The following is a 21,915-nucleotide window of genomic DNA, read 5'->3' as shown; positions in this document are numbered from 1 at the left end:
GCAAGTCGATGCAACAAAGGTGCAGGTCAAGAAACTTGTGTGTACACCGTAGCTTGACAAGGGGAGGGTTAGAGTGGGATAAAATCCAGATTTATCAGCTACTTCCGACTTGTGTGTACACTGTAGCCTCGCAAGCGGGGAGGGGATGGGGTGTAATGATCGTAGTTAGCATAACTATCTATGTGGACATAGTATCATAATGTATCTGTAAATGCTTTTTAGCGGCTAGTTGTAGACATCGCCTTTCAGATATCCAAGCTAATACAATCCACGCAGATACACACCTTCAATCAATATCTGTGTTGGCATCATTTTTTAATAGCGCTTCTCGAATAATGGCGGAGCGCTCATGAGCAGAGTGCGCCTCTTCTTTTAATCTTTGTGCTGCCAATGGTAGGTTGCGAGCTTCCATCCTTGAAGCCAGACGATGTGATAAAGAAGCTTTCTCTTCCAATGCCCTCAAAGCGATCCATAGCGCATCCTCTATGGCATCAGATTGCGTGGCTAGCAAACTTTTTGCTGAATAAGCATGACCTGTGCGGCATCGGAAGCGCAACAAATTTCCTTCTTCAACTTCCCAAAGGATACCGCCGCAGTCAGGACAAGCGAAGGTTGATGGTTTACCAGGCCGAGCGCTTTCATTTTCTACTACTTCTAAATTCAATTGCGCTATTTCAGTTTCAAACTCTATCTCGCTAGGTATGGGGTTTTCTGATTCTATTTCCATTGGTATATTGACTAAAGTTACCAAAATAGAAGAAATGTTTGAAAGTGGCACAATATGGTCAATATCGTCTACATTATTGATAGCATTACGTGGCATATCAGAAAACAAAGCATCGTCGGGATCTTGGACAATTGCCACACCGCCCCGCATTTTTACAGCCATTAGTCCGGCCGTGCCGTCGTCAAGTAGACCTGTTAGTAGCACAGCAATCACTCGCTGCCCATAGGTTCGCGCTGCACTACGAAATAATGGATCAATGGCGGGACGACTACGGTTTTCTTTTGCTCCTCGCGTCAAACGCAAATATCCTTGTTCTACCAGTAAGTGGTAATCAGGGGGAGCAACATAAATCCAACCATGAACAATAGCTTCGCCGTCCTGAGCATGAGATACTGGCAACTTGCCAGCACGACTTAATATCTGTGGCAGAACACTTTTACTGTGACTGGATACATGAAGAACTATAATCACAGCAGCATTGAGATTGGGCGGCAAATTTTTGACTAGATAAGTCAACGCCTCAACTCCACCAGCTGATGTTCCAACGACGATAATATTGTGTTCAAGCATTAATATAACGATTTCACTACCATAGCAGCGTGGGCGACAAAAGTACATGTACTGCGATATTGATAATAACGCAGCCAAAAAATTTGTTCACCTAACTTTGAGAGGATTTATTCTTTATTTTTTACTCCTGAATTCTGTATTCTGCTGTATGAGTCAGAGAGTACGAATCACACATTTCTCAGAGTTATAAAACAAGGCTATGGCAAAATCTTTATATAAATGAGGATTTTAGCACTATTTTAAAATTAGTGATTTCTCTATGATAATCTGCGGAATGTGAGCTTTAACTCTATCCGTTCAATTAATTTACGATGTCTCAGCAACAGCGCACCCTTCTAATTGTCGATGATTCCCCAGAAGATCGAGAACTCTATCGGCAATATTTACTGCGCGATCGCGAATATTCCTATACTATCCTGGAAGCAACGTTAGGGGTGCAAGGACTAGAACTGTGGGAGCGACATCAGCCAGATGCCATTTTACTTGATTATCAACTACCCGACCTGGATGGACTAGAATTTCTGGCTCAATTGCAACCCTTGACCCCACAGCCTTGCTTACCTGTGATTGTCGTTACTGCACAAGGCAATGAAGCGATCGCAGTTCAAGCAATCAAAGCGGGCGCACAAGATTATATTGTCAAAGAGCAAATTACCCCAGAACGGCTGCAAATAACAGTCAATGGGGCAATTAAAACAATGCGGCTACACACCCAACTACAACAGCGTATTGAACGAGAGCGTGTAGTCTTAAATATTACCCAGAAAATTCACCAATCGCTGAATCTGGATGAAATTCTTCATATCGCCGTCACCGAAGTCAGAGAATTTCTTCACACCGATCGAGTCTTGGTTTTTCAGTTAAAACCTGAGGGCGATGGTACAGTCGTAGCAGAATCGGTTGGTGCAGAGTGGCGATCGCTGCTTTCGTCTACTATGTATGATCCCCGTCTAAATGAAAGCTCCATCGCCTCAAATCAACCGCAATTTGTCAGGTATAATCCTACCTTTATCAAGAATTATATTGAACGTTATTATCAGGGGCAAGTAACGGCAGTATCAGATATTCATGATAGCAATATTGAGCCATGTCACGGTGAATTGTTAGCACAGTTTCAAGTCAGAGCTAATCTGGTTGTACCAATTCTGCAAGATAATCAGTTTTGGGGATTGCTAATTGCTCATCATTGTACCTCCCCTCGATTTTGGCAGCCCTTAGAAATAGACTTGCTTAAAGAGTTGGCAACTCAGATGAGTATCGCCTTGCGACAGGCAGAACTGTATCAGCAGGCACAGCGTGAACTAAAGGAACGCCAACAAGTAGAAGTGGAACTACGGCAGAGCCAAGAACAGCTGCGATTGGCACTACTAGCCTCTCGGATGGGAACCTGGAACTGGAACATCAAGACGGGAAAAATTTCTTGGTCAGATAACCTAGAAGCCTTATTTGGAATGCAACCAGGAGAGTTTGACGGCTCATTTGAAATGTTTGTGGCGCGGTTACACCTTGATGATCGCGATCGCGTTTTAGCAGCTATAGATCGTGCTATCGCCACCAAAGAAGACTATAACATTGAATTTCGGGTGGTATATCCCGACGGCACAATTAGGTGGGCATTGAGCCAAGGTAAGGTGTTCTACGACCAACAGGGACAACCGATGCAGATGGCTGGTAATGATATAGATATCACTGAACGCAAAAGGTCAGCCGAAGCTCTGCAAGAAAGCGAAGAACGCTTCCGCACATCGGTTGAAAATATGCTCGATTGTTTTGGCGTATACCGTGCTGTGCGGAATGAGCAGGGACAGATTGTCGATTTTGTGACTGAATATGTCAATAATGCGGCTTGTCTCAACAATCAAATGACTTATGAGGAGCAGATTGGGCGGGGATTGTGTGAATTACTACCAACCCATCGTGACAGTGGACTATTTGATGAGTACTGTCAGGTAGTAGAAACAGGACAGGCGCTCATTAAAGACAGCTTAGTTTATGAGGATAATTACGGAAAACAACGCTTAGTTAGAGCCTTTGATATCCGCGTGGCTAAATTTGGAGATGGATTTGTGGCCACCTGGCGAGATATCACCACTCGCCAACAAACTGAAGAAGCCCTGCGCCAGAGTGAAGAATTTAAAAACCGCATTTTAGACAGTAGTTCTGACTGCATTAAGGTATTAAGCCTCAATGGGCGGCTCCTGTACATGAATACAGGTGGAATGTGTTTGATGGAAATTGACGACTTAGATTCCTATCTCAATACTGAATGGCTCTGTTTCTGGGAAGGGAGCCATCGACAACAGGCAGAGCAGGCACTCGCTGCCGCTAAAATAGGCGAAGTCAGCATTCTTCGCGGATATTGCCCAACGGTAAAAGGCACTCCCAAATGGTGGGAAGTAGTTGTTAGCCCGATTCTGGATGCCTCCGGGCAGATGGAACGAGTTTTGTTGATTTCCCGAGACATTACCGAGCGCCAAAAGACAGAACTCCTCTTGCAAGAGAACGAAGCACGATTGAAACTAGCATACAAAGCTACGCGATCGGGATTATGGGACTGGGACATTATCCGTAACAGCGCTCATGTATCTGAAGAGTACTGTAATCTGTTAGGGTTTGACCCAACCATACAAGAAGTCAGCTTTGAACAGTGGTTAATTCGCTTGCACCCAGACGATCGCACCTTAGCCAATGAAGTGGTGAATCGCACCATCCAAGAACAGCAAGAGTACTATCAAACTGATTACCGCATTTTACATCCCGATGGCATTCGCTGGTTAGCGGCTAGAGGTCAGGTTTTCTACGATGCGGCAGGCAATGCAGTACGGATGCTGGGCAACATCCAGGATATCACCGATCGCAAACAAGTAGAGGAAGCATTACGCCAAAGCGAGGAACGCTATCGGTGCTTGGCAGAATTAATTCCACAATTAGTCTGGACAGCCAATACAGAAGGAGGGTTACTCGATGTCAATCAACGTTGGTTGGAATTCACAGGATTAACACCAGAACAAGTCCACACCATCGGCTGGAAAGAGGTTGTCCATCCTGAAGATATAACTATTCTGGCTCAAAAGTGGAGCGAGGCAGTAGAACAGGGTACTTCTTATCAAGCTGAGGGTCGTATGCGGCGCTCAGATGGTGTCTATCGCTGGCATTTACACCAAGCAATTGGGCAAAAGGATAAGCAAGGTCAAATTGTCAAGTGGTTTGGCAGTGCAACTGATATCGAAGCCCAAAAACAACTCGAAGCTGAACGCGATCGCCTATTCCAGCTAGAGCAAGCCGCGCGAGCTGAAGCAGAACGTGCCAATCGCATCAAAGATGAGTTTCTTGCCATTCTCTCCCACGAATTGCGATCACCTCTCAACCCCATTCTCGGCTGGACAAAATTGCTGCAAAGTCGCAAATTTAATGAAACTAAAACAGCTGAAGCCTTAGCCACCATCGAACGTAATGTTAAACTGCAAACTCAACTGGTTGATGATTTGCTCGATGTCGCCAAGATTCTGCGCGGCAAACTCACCATCGATGCGGCTCCTGTGAATCTGGCATCTGTGATTGAATCTGCGATCGACACGGTAAGTACAGCAGCTGTTGCTAAATCAATACTATTGCATCCAGTACTGCCGAATATTGGGCAGGTTTGTGGAGATTCCAACCGTCTGCAACAGATCGTTTGGAATTTGCTTTCTAATGCTATCAAGTTTACTCCCAAAGGCGGACGGGTAGAAATCCAACTAAAGCAAGTCAACGATCAAGCACAGATTATTGTTAACGATACTGGCAAAGGTATTAGCCCTGACTTTCTCCCGTATATTTTTGAATCATTTCGTCAGGAAGATGTCTCAATTACTCGCAAGTATGGCGGGTTAGGATTGGGGTTAGCGATCGTCCGTCAGTTAGTTGAGGCTCATGGCGGCACGATCGCGGCTGATAGTCCTGGTGAAGGCTTGGGAGCCACCTTTACAGTCCAGTTGCCACTGCTGAATGTTGAATCGGAAATCAAGCAGACAGATGAGTTGTCACAAAAAACACTCGAACTTACAGGGATTCGAGTCCTCACAGTTGATGATGATCCTGATGCCCGTGAGCTATTAACAGTATTGCTTTCTGAATATGGAGCTACAGTCTTGACTGTTTCCTCTGCGGCAGAAGTGTTGGCAAATCTGGAGTCCTTTCAACCCGATGTCTTAGTCAGTGATATTGGGATGCCCGAAGTCGATGGCTATTGCTTAATTCAAAAAATCCGAACTTTAACCCCAGAAAAAGGGGGACACATTCTGGCAATCGCTTTGACTGCCTATGCCAGAGTTGATGATTATCAGCAAGCGATAACTAGTGGCTATCAACGGCATCTTACCAAGCCCCTTGATCCACAAGAGTTAGTTCAAGCTGTGCTGGCACTTGCACACTGTAAACCATCCCCTTTCTTTACTTAGCAAGGCAGAAGACACAGGAAAACTGAGTAAATCGCAAAGCTTTTTTTAAAGGCGATCGCTAACCATACTCTAAGTATATCTCCTTACATCTGTTCAGCCGCTTATGGCTAAAGTTCACTTAAGTGGACTTCAGCTATTTAGACTCGGAATTCATTCCGAGGCAGGATAGAAACGCAGTGCGAGATTTATTAATTCGGTTGGTAGATGTTGTGGAGACATGTTAACCGCGATCGCAAGCAGTAGACGAGTTTAAATAGATTATATTTTTGTAGAGACGGCGATTCATCGCGTCTCCTGCCTTAACCAAAAAGCATTACCACCTCTCTACATTGTTTTTCAGTCCAACGTCTCTGTAAACATCCCTCAAATTTAAACATTAGTTGTCAAAGTTTGAACGTTTGCAACAAATACTCTTCTATGTATAAGAAAGGCTTAAGCATTTGCAGCAAATGTATAATTAGTTGTTGCAAACACTTAATACTTTGCAACAAATACTCTTCCATGTATAAGAAACGTTTAAGCATTTGTAACAATAATTGTAATGAGCTTATAAATCTATTTATTACGTGAAATTTAAAGAAGGCAGGAGGCAGTTTTCTCTTCTGCCTTTTGCCTCCTGCCCTCTGACTTTCCAAATAACAGCAGAGGCAGTTTTTGGAGGAGTATTTCTCCTGTATATCTTTTGGCTGATTTTTTTATTAAAGCAGACTACATCTATGCTTTCTTTAAGTAAGTGCAAATTTGATGTTAAAGCAAAGCATAAGAGATGATTATGGCTAAATTTCTTTTTGTAACAGATTTGGATGACACCCTTGTGTATCGCACTGTGGGGGATGACAGCGCCTTAGCAGAACTAAATCAACTGTTGAGTCAACATCGCCAAGAATACGGTACAAAAATCGTTTATTCTACCGGGCGATCGCCTGTACTTTATAAAGAACTCCAAGCTCAAAAAAATCTTTTGCAACCCGATGCCCTCGTCCTAGCAGTGGGTACAGAAATTTACCTGGATGGTACTGATACTCCAGACTCAGGTTGGTCAGAAATCCTCTCTCCGGGGTGGGAACGGGAAACTATATTATCTATTACTAAAAAATACCGCGAGTTAGTTCGGCAACCAGATTCAGAACAGCGCCCCTTTAAAGTGAGTTTTTTCCTAGAACAAGATGCATCTGCAAATCTTTTACCACAACTTGAAGCTGAGTTGCTGAAATATAAATTAAATGTAAAGTTAATCTACAGTAGCGATATTGACCTTGACATTGTACCCCATAGCAGCGATAAAGGTCAGGCAATGCAGTTTTTACAACGGAAGTGGAAATTTGCAGCAGAACAAACAGTTGTCTGTGGTGATTCAGGTAATGATATTGCTTTATTTGCTGTAGGCAACGCACAGGGAATCATTGTGGGAAATGCCCGAAAAGAGTTACTCCAATGGCACAATGAGCATCCCTCTGAACACCGCTACCTGGCTTCACGTTTTTGTGCAGGTGGAATTATTGAAGGCTTAAATTATTTTGGTTTTTTGTAATGATTAGTTATCTAAAAGGTATAGTCGCTGGTATCCAAACAATTGGTGCTAATCGCGTGATTCTGACTCTGGAAGTCAATGGCTTGGGGTATGATTTGCAAGTTCCTCAACGGCTAGCAAACCAGTTACCAGAGTCAGGAGGAGTGGCACAAATTTTTACCCATTTACAAATTCGTGAAGAAGTGCCTTTCCTATATGGCTTTGCTTCGCCAGCCGAACGCGATTTATTTCGCCACTTGCTGACTGTTACTGGTATTGGTGCAACCTTAGCGATCGCACTCTTAGACACTCTGGAACTACCAGATTTAGTCCAAGCAATTATCGCTGGTAATACACAAATCTTAATTCAGGCTCCCGGTGTCGGTAAAAAAATCGCTGAACGCATTTGTTTGGAACTGAAAAGCAAATTAGTCGAGTGGCGCAAATCAGCCGGGTTCTTCGTCGCCACAGGTGGCCCAGCACCAGGAATTCTCGAAGAGGTACAAATGACCCTCTTCGCCTTGGGATATACTGCCCATGAGGTCAGTCACGCCCTGCATGTAGTAAGTGAAGACATCGGACTACCTAAAGATGCCTATGTCGAAGACTGGATTAAACAAGCGATCGCTCATCTCAGCAGCGAACAAGTTTAATTGTCATAAGTCATTTGTCATTTGTCATTAGTTATTCTCCCCCTGCCCCAATGACCGACCCTTATGCTTGGCTAGAACATTCCTTAGCAACAATTCATCGGGCTGACTGGTATCGTTCAGTACAAACAATCCACGGTCGTCCGGGTGCAACGGTGGTTTTAGCTGGGCAAGAGGTAATTAATTTTGCCAGTAATGACTATTTGGGTTTGACTGGGGATGAGCGATTGATGGCAGCCGCAACTGCTGCGATCGCAGAATTTGGAACTGGTAGTACTGGTTCTAGATTACTCAGTGGGCACCGGGAATTACACAGGGAATTAGAGGCAGCGATCGCATCTACCAAACAAACAGAAGATGCCTTGGTATTTAGTTCAGGGTATCTAGCCAATTTGGGTACAATTACCGCCCTTGTAGGCAAGCGCGATTTAGTTTTATCTGACCAGTACAATCATTCCAGCCTGAAAAATGGAGCGATTCTCAGTGGTGCAGTATTTATAGAATACCCACACTGTGATATTGCAGTTTTAAAAACTCAGTTGAGTCAACAGCGACAAAACTACCGACGCTGTTTGATTCTTACTGATAGCGTCTTTAGTATGGATGGCGATTTATGTCCGTTGCCAGCACTGTTGGATCTCGCTAATGAATTTAACTGTATGCTGCTAGTTGATGAAGCTCATGCCACTGGGGTACTAGGAAAAACTGGTGCTGGGTGTGTCGAACATTTTGGATATACAGGAAAGCAGTTAATTCAAGTTGGCACTTTGAGTAAAGCTTTGGGTAGTCTAGGCGGGTATGTAGCAGGAAGTAGAACCTTAATTGACTTTTTGCAGAACCGCGCACCCACTTGGATTTATACAACTGGACTTTCACCTGCTGATACGGCGGCGGCCTTAGCAGCAATCAAGATAGTCCAACAAGAACCGCAACGCCGTGCCCAATTGTGGCAAAATGTACATTACTTGAAAAATTTGCTGCAAGAATTACCTAATCTAAAATTATTATCTTCGGAATCACCTATACTATGTTTTCAATTGTCCAGTGCAACAGATGCCCTCAAAGCTGGAAAACAGCTAAGAGATGCTGGCATTTTTGCCCCAGCAATTCGTCCTCCTACAGTCCCCACAAGTCGGATTAGAATATCTTTAATGGCAACTCATGAAGCAGCACATATTGAAAAATTGGTAACAGTGCTGAAAAATGTCATTGCCGCAGGCTAGGCAAACGAGATGTAAGGAGAGTTTGTAAGGCAGCAATTTCTAATCTGAGGGCAATTCGCCAAAACGGGATGCTCCCCTATTATGTTCCTGGACGAGAGCGAATATGATCGGGTATATGATAGCGATCACCTAATATTTCTAACAAAGGGCCATGAACGTCAAATTTAACCATACTTACCGACGCGACCAAAATATTCACTCGATAGCGATAGCGTCCCAAATCAATTCCCAGTAAACTGCAAAGCATAATCCGAATTGTGGCTTTGTGGGAAACTACTAAAACATTACCTTGGGGATGTTTTTCTTGAATTTCAGCAATTACAGGCATAGAACGGTTAGCAATATCTACCGCAGTTTCTCCACCAATGGGTGCATTCCAAGCGGGTTCTGTCAACCATTTTACATAGTTTTCTGCGTAGTTCTGTTGGGCAAAGGATTTACTTTTCCTTTCCCATTCGCCGTAACTACCTTCTCTAAGTCCATCACGCAACTGCATATCCATACCGATAGCATCACAAAATGGCTTGGCAGTTGCAATTGTGCGCTTCATTGGGCTAACATAAACCGCCTCCCACTTCAATTTTTGATAAACATCGGCAAAACCGGATGCCATCTGCATCCCCTCTGTTGTCAACTCCGCATCGGTTTCACCGCAGAAATTACCACTTTGACTAAAAGTAGTTTCTCCATGTCGCAGTAAATATAAATTGAGTGTCATAGCTTATGTCGCAATTGGGATAAAAGAGTGCAAAAATAAAATACCATCAATCTCGCAATCGAGTATGTGACAGAAGGACAAAGTAATAAACTAAAAAAGTCGATCAACCACAAATTTTTGAAATCGAAGGCAAAAGTAGCGGTTTCAGCTATTTATTTTGATATTTTATATAAACTTAGGTCACTGCATTTCTTACAATTGAGTATTTATCAGCAGCAAACCAATATTCTAGATATAGGACTAATATTTGATTTCTAAAAAAGCTCGGTACAGATCGAAAAACCTAATTTTTTATTCCCTATTCCCTACTCCCCACTCCCCACTCCCCATCCACATAGATAATTTTAAAAATAAAAGACGCCTATATATTAAGATAAGCATTAGCGTTCCTTTGTAATTACAGAACTACCATTAGTAATACTTACTTTTTGAATAAAAACCTCAGAACAAGATGATAAAATATCAGTGCTGATTTGATTAGCAATAAATTCAAAATCTTGGTTTGTTAATCCTTGGGCAGTATCGCCGCTTAAGTTAATACAAATAGTTAGACTTTGAGGATTACTAGAAGATTGTTCATCATCTACTGCTTCTACAGCTTCTGCTATGCCTAAATTGATCTCTTTACTCCAAGCTGGAAACTCTTGACCAGTTTGTTGCCCGTAAACTTTCACTATTTCAATAGATGAAGCCCCTAAAGCGGTTAACCCTTTGCGGATAAATGCAACTAAAATATGCTGATTTAACATTTGGGCAGATTCTAGTATTATCTCCAAGCAAGTATCTTGGAAGGCAACTTGTGCGTTGATCCCTTTGGGATGTAGATGGCGGTTCATCAGAGATGCGATCGCCTGCGTGTCTCCCTGTCTTGCAAGTTCCAGAATATTTGGCTGTGTCATAACCAGTAAAAGAGAAAATCTTGGAAAATCAACTTATATTCTCAGGGTTCCCTCTTGACAGCCTTAAGTAACATTATGATGCAAGATATCAGCTAACCTTGGCTAAAATGTCTAGGATAAAGATAGTCATTCACAGATTTTTGCAAAAAATATATTTTCCCTGTCTCAACATCCAAAAGTCTTGTTGTTATGCTTGCAAATTAACAGGATTAATATTAATCAGTTTAATTCCAATTTTAAATATGAAGTTTTCTCGAGATCATGCTTGGCCCTCGACGCTGGAAGAAGCCATAGTTATCCAAGAAAAGCTGCGCGATCAAGTAATTACTGAGGATCAACTCCAAGAACCTATCCACTTCGTTGCTGGAGTGGATATGGGTTTTGAAGCTGATGGAACCATTAGCCGTGCAGCTGTCGCAGTACTGAGTTTTCCTGATTTGCAAGTAGTTGAAACAAGCCTAGCACACCGTCCTACAACCTTTCCTTATGTTCCTGGGTTCCTCTCATTTCGGGAAATTCCAGCTGTTCTCGATGCCCTGGAGAAGATTCAAACAACTCCAGATATCATCTTGTGTGATGGTCAAGGAATTGCCCATCCCCGTGGATTAGGTATAGCTAGCCATTTAGGGTTGCTTATAGATATGCCGACAATTGGTGTAGCCAAATCTAGGTTAGTAGGTAAGTATGAGGAATTACCAGAAACAAAAGGCAGCAGCCAACCACTTATATATAAAGGTGAAACGGTTGGGGCAGTTTTGCGATCGCGCACAGGAGTAAAACCTCTCTACATCTCCAGTGGCCATCGAATTAGTTTACCTACGGCAATTAAATATGTATTACGCTGCACGCCTAAATATCGCCTACCCGAAACTACGCGCATCGCTGATAAATTAGCATCGGCTAAATAAATCTTGTTGAAGTTTTTTCTAAATACTTGCTTGCACCGACTCAATCGTGTTAGGAATCGCACAGAAAGAAGTTGAAGTAGCTAAATACGATTTACGAAGTTAGAACAATGAACGCACTAACTTTACAGTGGCACGATGCAGGCCAAGATAAAACTCAGAACATTTACGAACAACAGCCAAGTAAAAATCTTGGCACTGTTCGCATTGGTCGTGATCCATTCCGGTGCGATATTGTTCTGAGTCACCCCACTGTCTCTGGTTTACACGTTGAAATATTTTTTCATCATCAGCAACAACGTTTTTATATTAGGAATTTGCGATCGCAAAATCCCCCCCTTATCGATGGACGGCAATTAATCCAAGGTGAAATGCCTTTAACTCAGGGCAGTAGTATCACTTTGGGACAAATAAAACTCAACGTTACTAGCGTTTCTACGGGTAGCATTCCACCAACAATTTTGCTGCCACCCCATCCACCAGTACAGATTGGACATCACCAGTATTCAACAACACCCCCTGCATCACCGCCAGGAGTTTATGGCTTAGAATGCCCCAAATGTCATAAAGTTTCCCCAGGAGAAAATCTACAAATTGGCTGTCATTGGTGTGGAACATCTTTAGCTGCGGCTGTGAGTGTGTTGGTAGCAGGGAATTAGAGACAAGAGAGACGCGATGAATCGCGTCTGTACAAGATTTTTTTGCCATGCCCAATGCCCAATGAATGACAAATGACTAATGAACAAATCCAATTGAGTTGGGACGATCCAGCGACAGGTGAACGGCGAGAACCAAGGTTGAGTATGCCGATCGCTTTTGGTCGAGAATTCGCTCGTTTACCTGCTGAACTCAGAGGAGTACGGGTTTCTCGGATGCTGCTTAACAGTAACGAAGTTTCTCGCTACCATGCCCTAATTGACTGGGAACAAGACCATCTAGTAGTGATTGACCAAGGCAGCGTTAACGGTGTATATGTCAATGGTCAACCACAAACGCGCAGTGTTCTAGCTAATGGCGATACGTTGCAAATTGGCCCCTATTTAATAACAGTAACCTTTGCTGCCAACGTACCCGCACCAGATACCAGCCCTCCTTCAACAATTCATTTCAACGCAAATACCAATCTTCCAGACCCCAGCTTGCCTGTAGCCCAGCCGCTAACGCCCTTAACGAGTAATTTCCCGCCGCTAGCGTTTCAGGCACAGAAAGTCGCTGTGCAAACACTTCATGCTACAGGATTACCAGTAGATGAATCTGATTATCTAGCGATCGGGGCAGGATTGGGTAGCTTCGTTTGGGCTGATTTGCTGCGAATTAGTGGTGTTCGTGCTGACAAAATTGTGGCTTTGGGATTAGAGGCACAACCTTATGCTCGTTACAAGCGCCTTTGTTTGAATTCGCAAATTCCCTTATATGAAAGACTGCGCTCTAATTCTGACTCTTGTCCTGATAATATTTGGGGCTGGCCTAGTTATGCCTTGCGTGAAGCTTGGGGAGACTTAGCTAAGGGACAAATAAATTCAGCATTTAAATATTTGTGGCAAGTGTTTGCTGAACCAACATTTGCAGAAACTTATACTCCCCGTGCGGGTAACGTCTTTGATTCCATAGATAGAGAGGCGAAGCGCATTGGCTGGAATCAAATTTATCGCTATGGACGAGTTAGGGGAATTCGCAAAACTGATGATGGCAGGTATTGCATAGCCTATTCTCGTGCCCCAGGAAATTATGCTTTTTTAGTTAGTCGTTATTTACATTTAGCTACTGGTTATCCAGCAATTCAGTTTCTCCCAGATTTGCAAGCTTATAGAGAAAAATATCAAGACTTTAAATCTGTAGTCAATGCTTATGAAGCTCACGATCATGTTTATGAGCAACTAGAGCAACAAGGTGGTACGGTATTGATTCGTGGGCGGGGAATTGTTGCTTCGCGGATTATACAGCGCATTTATGAAGCCAGAAAAAGAAATCGGAATATTGCAGTTTTGCATTTAATGCGATCGCCTAAACCTCAAGGCAACAAATTTCAAAATACCCAGCGCCTAGTCAAAAATCATTACGAATTTCAACCCTTTAACTGGCCTAAAGCCTGTTGGGGCGGCGAACTCCGGGCAATGTTAGAAAAAGCCACCCCCGATGAACGCAAGCGTTTACTAGCAGACTGGGGTGGAACTACCACCGCCGACCGCCACGACTGGCAGCAAATTACTGCCCAAGGGTTAAGCGAAGGCTGGTATCAAATTACCTTCGGTGAGGTTCTGGATGTAGAACGAGATGCCCAAAACCGGACTATTACCCGTATCCGAGAACAAAGCTTTGGGGAAATGAAATTGCTAGCTGATTTTATTGTTGATGCTACTGGGTTGGATGCCAAAGTAGATGCTAATCCCCTGATAGCAGATTTGGTAAAACATTACAATTTGCCAGTGAATCATTTGGGGCGATTGACTGTAGCGAACAATTTTGAATTAGTAGAAATGCGTAGTGATAGAGGTCAAATGTATGCTGCTGGGGCTATTACTTTAGGTGGCCCTTATGCAGCAGTTGATAGTTTCTTGGGCTTGCAATATGCCGCATTAGTCGCCGTTGATGGACTCGCCGCCACCCGTGCGCCCGGAGTTCAAAGATTGAATACTATGAGTTCTTTTAGGCAGTGGTTAAAGTGGGTGTTAAATCAGTCACCTTAGTATTAGGAGGTAGGAGGGATATAGTATTTATCTAGCTGTTTTGAGTAGCAAATCTCAACTTCGAGGATAAAAAGTGCAACTTCGAGGATAAAAGGTGCAACGTTGAGGTTAAAAGGCTCAACTTCGAGGATAAAAGGCTCAACGTTGAGGTTAAAAGGCTCAACGTCGAGGATAAAAGGTGCAACGTTGAGGTTAAAAGGCTCAACGTTGAGGTTAAAAGGCTCAACGTCGAGGATAAAAGGTGCAAGGTTGAGGTTCAAAGGCTCAAGTGGCGATGTCTAGGACGGGCTACGCCTACGCAGAACTCTTGTTCTCTGATATCGTGAATTAAATCGGCGGTTAGAAACCACGCCTACACAGGCAAAACCCACCTCCGTGGGTTTCAAACCTTCAATTTTTTCTTAGTCCGCGTAGGCGGACTTTGTTTGTGTAGCCGCGAATTCTATTCGCCCTGGCTCTAAATTGACTACTTCTTATTTTCCCTTGTCGGCTGCACCATCACAGGCACTAAAGTTTTAATTAAACCCGTAATGGCCACAATCACAGAGGCAATTCCCCCAATCGACAATGAAGTTAAAATTGCCGCCGCCAGAATAATTTCAGTAGGGCTGTATCCATCTCGCATCCAGGTAGATGGATTCTCTATCGATGTTGGCGAGGCGGGTATTAATTGCGAAGTTTGGGTGGTTTGACTAGCCTTGACTGGAGTTGCTAGGGCAGTTTTCATGGCTGAACCTCTTCTAAATGTTTCTATGCAAATGGTATTTCTGCCAGGAGAAGAAAAGATTCCTTAGAAATGGAGACAAAGTAGAAAGAAGGTAGAAATTAAGTAGAATCGAGAATAAATCTCACAAGCTGTCTATGCAATGGGCTGATTTTCTAGCCAACGAAGCTGCTACTAATAGCTTATCCCCAGAGCAAACGGCAGCTTTTGTGGAGCGTTTGAGGACTGAAAACTCAGGAAAGAATGAGGCAAAACTTGCCAGCGAGTTGAACATCGGCGCTGCTGCTTTCAAAAAGCGGATGACTGAGGTTTATGATAAATTCGCCCAGAGTTATCCTGAGTTAGCCAATTCTGAAAGCCGGGGTAAGTTAGAAAAGTTACGGGCTTACCTCACAACGAAATATAATGGCGGGCAAGATGCCCAACCCACAACTAAAGAAATTCATCAAAATATTCCCCCTGCTGTTCCATTTGAAAAATTTGTGGGGCGTGAGGCGGAACTACAAAACCTGCACCAACAATTACAGACATCTCGGCAAGTTGCGATTGTAGCTGTGGCGGGTATGGGTGGAGTCGGGAAAACTGAACTCGCTACCCAATACGCCAAACAGCATTTGCAGAAATATCAAGGTGGGGTTTGCTGGTTATCAGCACAGGGAATAGATGTCGAAATTCAGATTTTCAGATTTGTTGAATTAAAATTCAACAAAATTGCACCAGATGATTGGGAATTAGCGGATAGGCTGAGATACTGCTGGCAGAATTGGCAACAAGGTGAAGTGCTGTTGGTGTTTGATGATGTCACCGACTACAAAAAACAGGTTCAGCCTTATCTACCACCAGAATCACCCCGATTTAAAGTATTGCTGACAACCCGCCTGGGATTTAATAGAACTTTGCCGCAATTACCTTTGGGTGTTCTCAAACCATTGGCGGCGATGAAATTATTAAAATCGCTGGTTGACAGAGAACGACTGAAAAGCGAACCTTGGGTTGCAAGAGAAATTTGTAAATCCTTGGGATATTTGCCTTTGGCGTTAGAGTTGGTGGGACGATATCTGGATACAATGCCAGATTTGTCTCTGGAAAAACTGCTGAAGCGGCTAGAGAAAAAGCGACTGGAACACGAAGCAGTAGCCAAGGCTAACCAATTGATGTGGTATAAATATGGTGTTGCTGAAGCTTTTGCATTGAGTTGGGAACAACTGGATGAAAAAGCACAAGGTGTTGGCTGTTGGCTGAGTTTGTATGCTTTAGCTGATATTCCTTTTTCTGTTGAGGCGATAGAAGATGACGATGAACAAGAACTCTGGGAGAAAGCTATAGCTGAGTTGCAAAAACTGCATTTGCTACAACGACAAAGTAAAGGAATTTATCGTCTACATCCACTGATTCGGCAATTTTTCCAAATGAAGTTGAATGAGTTAAGTGAGGTGGATAAGGTGAAAACTGTTTTTACAGCGCAGATGGTAGAGGTGGCAAAGCAAATTCCGCAACAGCCTAACCGTGAAGATATTTTCAACCTAACTCCACATATACCCCATCTTGCAGAAGTTGCAACTCACCTATTTCAATATCTCAGCGATGAGGATTTGACTTGGCCTTTCACAGGCTTAGGCTGGTTTTATCAAGGTCAAGGACTTTATCAGCAAGCAGAACCTTGGTTGCAGCAGTGTGTAAAAATTGCTGAAAATCGCCTGGGTTTGGAACATCCCGATATTGCCACTAGCTTGAACAATCTCGCCGCAATTTATAAATCTACAGGACGCTACAGCGAAGCCGAACCCCTCTATCAGCAGGCTTTAGAACTGACAAAACGCCTGCTGGGAGACAACCATCCTATTGTCGCCACTAGCTTGAACAATCTGGCAGAACTCTACCGTTATACAGGACGCTACAGCGAAGCCGAACCCCTGTATCTGCAAGCTTTAAGACTGAGACAACGCCTGCTGGGAGACAAACATCCCGATGTCGCCAATAGCTTGAACAATTTAGCATTACTTTATAGTTCTACAAGACGCTACAGCGAAGCCGAACCTTTGTTTCAGCAAGCTTTAGAACTAAAAAAACACCTACTAGGAGACAACCATCCCGATATTGCCATTAACCTGAATAATCTAGCAGCACTGTATAAATCTACAGGACGCTACAGCGAAGCCGAACCTTTGTTTCAGCAAGCTTTGGCACTGAGAAAATGCTTATTGGGAGATAACCATCCCGATGTCGCCGCTAGCCTGAATAATCTAGCAACACTCTATCAGTCTATAGGACGCTACAGTGAAGCCGAACCCCTGCATCTGCAAACTTTAGAACTTTGGAAACGTCTGCTGGGAGACAACCATCCTGATGTTGCCACTAGCTTGAACAATCTAGCAGGACTCTACTGTTCTACAGGACGCTTCAGTGAAGGCAAAGCTTTATTTGAGCAAGCTTTAGCAATTTGTGAACGTACTTTAGGTGTAGGTCATCCCGATACAATGATGGTTCGAGGAAATTATGCAAAATTTTTAAGAGAAGCATATCGCTAACGATCGCACCCTTTCACAAAATCACACCAAAGTTGTAGTTCAAATTTTAGCAGCGATCGCCCATCAATTCTAACTTCAAATGGCGATCGCTCTCTCTTACTTAAATTGAATCAACTTAAGAAAACAACGTTTCATCCCAGAAATATTTAATACATCTAACCAAGGTAAAAGCAAATAGTAGAATATACATCTATCAACAGATGTACTTACCCGCTCTTGTACAGACGCGATTAATCGTGTCTCTAACTTCTACCTCTCTTCCCTCCCCTCAAGTAATTTAATTGGTTCTCCAGTCGAACCATATAGCTCAACATATCTTTTAAATAGCAATGCAGCCTTGTGATTTGAAGTACTACTTAAATTGAATAAACGCCCTATATTTTTATCAGTTAAAGCTCTTAAATACGGCAAATCTTCAAATAGTGTCAAACAAGAAGCAAAATGCAATATTATTTGTAATAATGGCTTTGGCCACTCTAAATCACTATAAATATCTATAAAAAAGTGATGTTCTAAGTCATTTAACGGAAAAGCATGAAATATAACAACTATCCTTTTGTTATTGTAGACTGGAATACTCAGCTCAACAGTATAGGGAGTATGTAATATTAAATCCACCTCTACAATCGATTGACGCCAAATTCTCAGAGCATTACTTGGCGAATCTAATATTGTTTGGAATTTGATTATTCCACCTGTGCTTGTAGGCTGAAAGTGGCTAATTTGAAAAATTTTCAGGTTACTAAGACTAAAGCTATGAACTGTTTCTAAATGCCTTAAATTCAATAAATGATAAATTTGGCAAATATAAGGGAACGGTAAAATATACTCCTGGCTAATCATGTGGAGCTTTTTTACTTGAAGCTTGTTAGCTTGAGTACGGGCGACATATTCTTGATATTCGTTAGGGCCTAAATCATTACTGTTAAAGCTTTCATCAGGCTTGAGATATAGCCAACTCAGAAAAAAGAAAGAGGCTGTAAGTAATTGAAATATTTCTATAGGAGATAAATAACCATCAGCAAATGCAGCTATACTTCTATCGGTTATTCCAAAAAGCCAAGATGGAATACCAAATAGCCAGATATTGCTTTTGATTTGATCTATAAAAAGTGCTATTTCAACATTTGATATATTTCTATCCTTATTTATACTTGAATTCTCATTATTATTTTTAAAGCAATTAGTAAACATAGCCTTATAATTATTATTTAATACTAATGTACTATTTATATTAAGCTTAAATACCAAATATAGTAACAACCTCTATCTTTAGCTGTATATCTAAAATAGATTTTTCATAACTGTTTAATATCAAGCTTTTGTTAGATATAATCCCAAATTTTATGTATATCCAGTTAAAACAAAATTATTTGTAAGTCTTGCCAGTAAAGGATTTTATATTGACTTACGTAATGCATAAATTAAAAATAACAACTTTGCTAAAATCTTTCTGCTAGCTGAGTACAAAACTTGGAATTATCTCATTTTTTCAAAATCGGTATATCTAGCTAGCAAAAAAAGTTGATTTTCCTGACAATAAAGAATGCCGTACTCTCGGTGGTAATACAACGCCAATTAGCTCCAGTAGGGAAACCCGCCCACACAACTGGCTCCTCTACCTGTCTTTTCACGCAATCAAATAGAAACCCTATATAGAACTAATATTTATTTGGAAATTTTGCCTAAGTCCTGATAATTTATCTTGTTTGATGCCAAGCTATCTGGGGAGAATATGTCAAAACTCCAGTGAGGTATAACCAATGGTTAATCAGACATACACAGCGGATGTTTTAGTTGTTGGTGGGGGAACCGGAGGCACTGCGGCTGCTATCCAAGCGGCGCGACGGGGAGCCAAAACGATTCTGGTAAGTGAATTTCCTTGGTTGGGAGGAATGCTAACTTCGGCTGGAGTATCCGCACCCGATGGCAACGAATTAGAAGCCTTTCAAACTGGGTTATGGGGTGCGTTTTTGCAGGAATTGCGGCAACGACAGCCGGGAGGATTAGATAACAGTTGGGTAAGCTTTTTTAGTTACGATCCTCGGATTGGGGCAGAGATTTTTGCAGAATGGGTGCAGGAATTGCCAAATCTGCACTGGATTTCTGGACAAGTGCCAATAGAAGTGTTTCGCCAAGGTGATTCTATTACTGGTGTGCGCTTTGCTGATTTTGCTGTCACAGCCAAGATTATTCTCGACGGCACAGAATTAGGAGATTTATTGGCTTTAGCTGAGATACCCTATCGCTGGGGCTGGGAATTGCAATCTGAGTGGGGAGAACCCAGTGCCCCAGTAGCTTTTAATTCTTTAACTGAAAAATATCCAGTGCAAGCGCCTACTCATGTAGTAATTATGCAAGACTTTGGTGAAGCGATGTCTACGACGGGCGTAGCTACGGCACCAGAAATTCCGCCTGCGCCTAATTATAATCCATCGCAGTTTACAGGTGCTTGGGATAGCTATGGTGCAGAGACATTTTTGAATTATGGACGTTTGCCTAATGGCCTGTTTATGATGAATTGGCCAATCTGTGGCAATGACTACGGCGAAGGAATAGAGCGATTGATAGAGTCAAATGTATCCAGAGACGAATTTATCCAAGAATCTCGCTGGCACAGCCAAAATTTTGCCCACTTTATTCAAAATCAGCTTGGTCGTCGCTATGGTTTAGCAGAAAAAGTATTTCCTCACACCCCCACAGCTTTTGCACTGCATCCCTATTACCGAGAAAGCCGCCGCTTAGTAGGGCTAACTACTGTCCGAGAACAGGATATTTTGCCGATCGCTGGAGGTAGAGTTGCATCTATATATGAAGCGATCACCCTACAGCCCTTTGGGCATCCTACGGCAGGCGTTTGCGTTGGCGGAGCCTCTCGTAGAGAAGCGATCGCAATTGGTAATTACGCCAATGACCATCATTATCCTGGTGTTCAATTCCCACTGCAACCTAAATCTATCCAATGGGGGGGACGCTGGACTGGAACTCCTTTTACAATTCCCTACAGTTCATTAATTCCAGCCACAATAGATGGTTTCTTGGCTTGCGAAAAGAATATTTCTGTCTCCCACATTGCTAATGGGGCTACCAGATTACAACCTGTGGTTATGGGCATTGGTCAAGCAGCAGGGATGGCAGCAGCGATGTGTGTTGAGTTAAACTGCCAACCGAGGGATTTATCTGTTAGGGCGCTGCAAACAGCTTTATTGGAAGATAATCGCTCAAAAGCAGCAATTATTCCTTTATTTAATCTTCCACCCAATCATTCGGATTGGCTGCACTGGCAACTGTATTACTTAAATAACCCACAAGCCTATCCAGCTAGTGGTGATTGTCCTTGCCCATCGTCGAGTGAGTACCCCGACTCTACTTTTGGCAAGGGATTAATTCGGGAAAGTAACTGTTTCCAAGGCATTTTTTACCGCTTGGAGCAGCAGGAGTACAGATTCACTGTCACAGCACCAGCCGCATATCAAGGGCAAAATTGGCAGCTTGTGACTTTGCGATCGCATATCGATGAGCAATTACGCACTTATCCTCACGAACAATTAGTTACATTGTGGGGTCATCAAAACCACTCTGGTAATTGGTTATTAGTCGAGCATTTGAACGGAGGATAAGAAGAGTTTATTTTCAGTAAAACAGAATACTTTTTGATGAATTGTCCGGATATTAGTCAAAAAGCTAAGTATCAGTGAAGTGGAGAGTTCCAAAATAGACATCTGCTATGCGTGCTGCCATTTCTCTTTTAGTCTCGAGTCTGATGTTCGGCCCCTTAGCTTCTAACTGCCAAACAATGGTCAATCACTTATCCTATGGGCTGCCTTCCACGCCTACTTCGGAACAGTGGCGCTCGGCGGCATCTGAACAAGCTTCAGATGATGCGCCACGTCATCGCGGTAGTGGGCGTAGAGAAGTAACGTAAAAATCCGAAAATATCTATGTTGTGGTTTAAATACTGTAGGGTAATGCCTTTTTTTCAACGGAAACAAAGTGTCAGAAAACACAGTATTGTACTAACATCATTTATACAGCTTTTCTGACAGATATATATACAGTTGACACACGAAAATCTTCAGCGTTCGCTTAGTATTTCAACTGCAAACTTTGTATATATAGTTAGCGTAAATCCTGACGAGCAAAACGCAAATTAAGTTAAGTGCCTCGATTAACAGCATCACCAACTTCTCAAAAGTTATACAACTGTTGCTTATATTCGGTGGGAAACTTTGCGTTTCAATTCTCAACTGTTCTAGAACATAGATGTTACTTAGACTATCAGTTAATCTAAAACACATCTAAATTCAGACATTTTACTTGTTGAGGAAACTAGTC

At 42.6% G+C, this 21,915-nt stretch carries 16 protein-coding genes; 10 read left to right on the top strand and 6 right to left on the bottom strand.

Annotated elements, in window-relative coordinates:
* Nucleotides 1-286: 286 nt before the first annotated feature.
* The gene (locus RMY00_RS05385; protein WP_322646562.1) at nt 287-1,297 is read right to left on the bottom strand and encodes a chemotaxis protein CheB; all 1,011 of its coding nucleotides are present in this window, start codon (nt 1,295-1,297) and stop codon (nt 287-289) included.
* A gap of 311 nt (nt 1,298-1,608) precedes the next feature.
* Here RMY00_RS05385 and RMY00_RS05380 point away from each other — a divergent pair, with 311 nt between their 5' ends.
* From RMY00_RS05380 to bioF, 4 genes are all read left to right on the top strand, one after another.
* Nucleotides 1,609-5,736, top strand: coding sequence for a PAS domain-containing protein (locus RMY00_RS05380; protein ID WP_322646561.1), 4,128 nt, complete (start codon nt 1,609-1,611; stop codon nt 5,734-5,736).
* A 772-nt stretch (nt 5,737-6,508) separates the two neighbouring features.
* A complete protein-coding gene (locus RMY00_RS05375) occupies nt 6,509-7,267 on the top strand; it encodes a sucrose-phosphate phosphatase (RefSeq protein WP_322646560.1) in 759 nt (252 codons plus the stop codon).
* Nucleotides 7,267-7,899 (top strand): Holliday junction branch migration protein RuvA, encoded by a 633-nt coding sequence (ruvA, locus tag RMY00_RS05370; protein ID WP_322646559.1) that lies wholly within the window; start codon nt 7,267-7,269, stop codon nt 7,897-7,899. The genes RMY00_RS05375 and ruvA overlap by 1 nt, the downstream gene beginning before the upstream one ends.
* Before the next feature lie 50 nt (nt 7,900-7,949).
* Complete coding sequence (gene bioF / locus RMY00_RS05365) at nt 7,950-9,119, top strand: 8-amino-7-oxononanoate synthase (protein WP_322646558.1); 1,170 nt, start codon at nt 7,950-7,952, stop codon at nt 9,117-9,119.
* A 79-nt stretch (nt 9,120-9,198) separates the two neighbouring features.
* Here bioF and RMY00_RS05360 read toward each other — a convergent pair whose 3' ends face one another.
* A complete protein-coding gene (locus RMY00_RS05360) occupies nt 9,199-9,837 on the bottom strand; it encodes a histidine phosphatase family protein (RefSeq protein ID WP_322646557.1) in 639 nt (212 codons plus the stop codon).
* Nucleotides 9,838-10,217: 380 nt separating this feature from the next.
* Complete coding sequence (locus tag RMY00_RS05355) at nt 10,218-10,736, bottom strand: hypothetical protein (protein WP_322646556.1); 519 nt, start codon at nt 10,734-10,736, stop codon at nt 10,218-10,220.
* Nucleotides 10,737-10,978: 242 nt separating this feature from the next.
* Between RMY00_RS05355 and nfi the strand changes: the two genes are divergently transcribed.
* The 3 genes from nfi to RMY00_RS05340 all read left to right on the top strand — a co-directional run bounded on the left by nfi (nt 10,979) and on the right by RMY00_RS05340 (nt 14,328).
* Complete coding sequence (gene nfi, locus RMY00_RS05350) at nt 10,979-11,644, top strand: deoxyribonuclease V (RefSeq protein WP_322646555.1); 666 nt, start codon at nt 10,979-10,981, stop codon at nt 11,642-11,644.
* Nucleotides 11,645-11,751: 107 nt separating this feature from the next.
* Complete coding sequence (locus RMY00_RS05345) at nt 11,752-12,300, top strand: FHA domain-containing protein (RefSeq protein ID WP_322646554.1); 549 nt, start codon at nt 11,752-11,754, stop codon at nt 12,298-12,300.
* A 72-nt stretch (nt 12,301-12,372) separates the two neighbouring features.
* Entirely contained in the window at nt 12,373-14,328 is a 1,956-nt protein-coding gene (locus tag RMY00_RS05340) for an FHA domain-containing protein (RefSeq protein WP_322646553.1), read from the top strand.
* Between the two features lie 2 nt (nt 14,329-14,330).
* Here the strand turns inward: RMY00_RS05340 and RMY00_RS05335 are convergent, their stop codons facing one another.
* Nucleotides 14,331-14,588, bottom strand: coding sequence for a hypothetical protein (locus tag RMY00_RS05335; RefSeq protein ID WP_322646552.1), 258 nt, complete (start codon nt 14,586-14,588; stop codon nt 14,331-14,333).
* Nucleotides 14,589-14,794: 206 nt separating this feature from the next.
* Complete coding sequence (locus RMY00_RS05330; RefSeq protein WP_322646551.1) at nt 14,795-15,055, bottom strand: hypothetical protein; 261 nt, start codon at nt 15,053-15,055, stop codon at nt 14,795-14,797.
* A gap of 134 nt (nt 15,056-15,189) precedes the next feature.
* Here RMY00_RS05330 and RMY00_RS05325 point away from each other — a divergent pair, with 134 nt between their 5' ends.
* On the top strand, nt 15,190-17,580 hold the full coding sequence (locus tag RMY00_RS05325) for a tetratricopeptide repeat protein (RefSeq protein ID WP_322646550.1): 2,391 nt from the start codon (nt 15,190-15,192) through the stop codon (nt 17,578-17,580).
* Between the two features lie 249 nt (nt 17,581-17,829).
* Here RMY00_RS05325 and RMY00_RS05320 read toward each other — a convergent pair whose 3' ends face one another.
* Nucleotides 17,830-18,774 carry a hypothetical protein gene (locus tag RMY00_RS05320; protein WP_322646549.1) on the bottom strand — a complete coding sequence of 315 codons (945 nt, stop codon included), beginning with the start codon at nt 18,772-18,774 and terminating at the stop codon, nt 17,830-17,832.
* A gap of 569 nt (nt 18,775-19,343) precedes the next feature.
* On the opposite strand from RMY00_RS05320, the gene RMY00_RS05315 reads away from it, so the two are divergent.
* Nucleotides 19,344-21,200 carry an FAD-dependent oxidoreductase gene (locus RMY00_RS05315; RefSeq protein ID WP_322646548.1) on the top strand — a complete coding sequence of 619 codons (1,857 nt, stop codon included), beginning with the start codon at nt 19,344-19,346 and terminating at the stop codon, nt 21,198-21,200.
* A gap of 107 nt (nt 21,201-21,307) precedes the next feature.
* Nucleotides 21,308-21,505, top strand: a complete 198-nt coding sequence (patX, locus tag RMY00_RS05310; protein ID WP_229552021.1) for a heterocyst-inhibiting protein PatX — start codon at nt 21,308-21,310, stop codon at nt 21,503-21,505.
* The last annotated feature ends 410 nt before the right edge of the window (nt 21,506-21,915 follow it).

Origin of the sequence: Nostoc sp. ChiVER01 (assembly GCF_034531155.1) — a bacterium.
In the GTDB taxonomy this organism is placed as follows: domain Bacteria; phylum Cyanobacteriota; class Cyanobacteriia; order Cyanobacteriales; family Nostocaceae; genus Nostoc.
The sequence above is the reverse complement of the archived record's forward strand: the minus strand, read 5'-3'. Positions and strand labels throughout refer to the sequence as shown.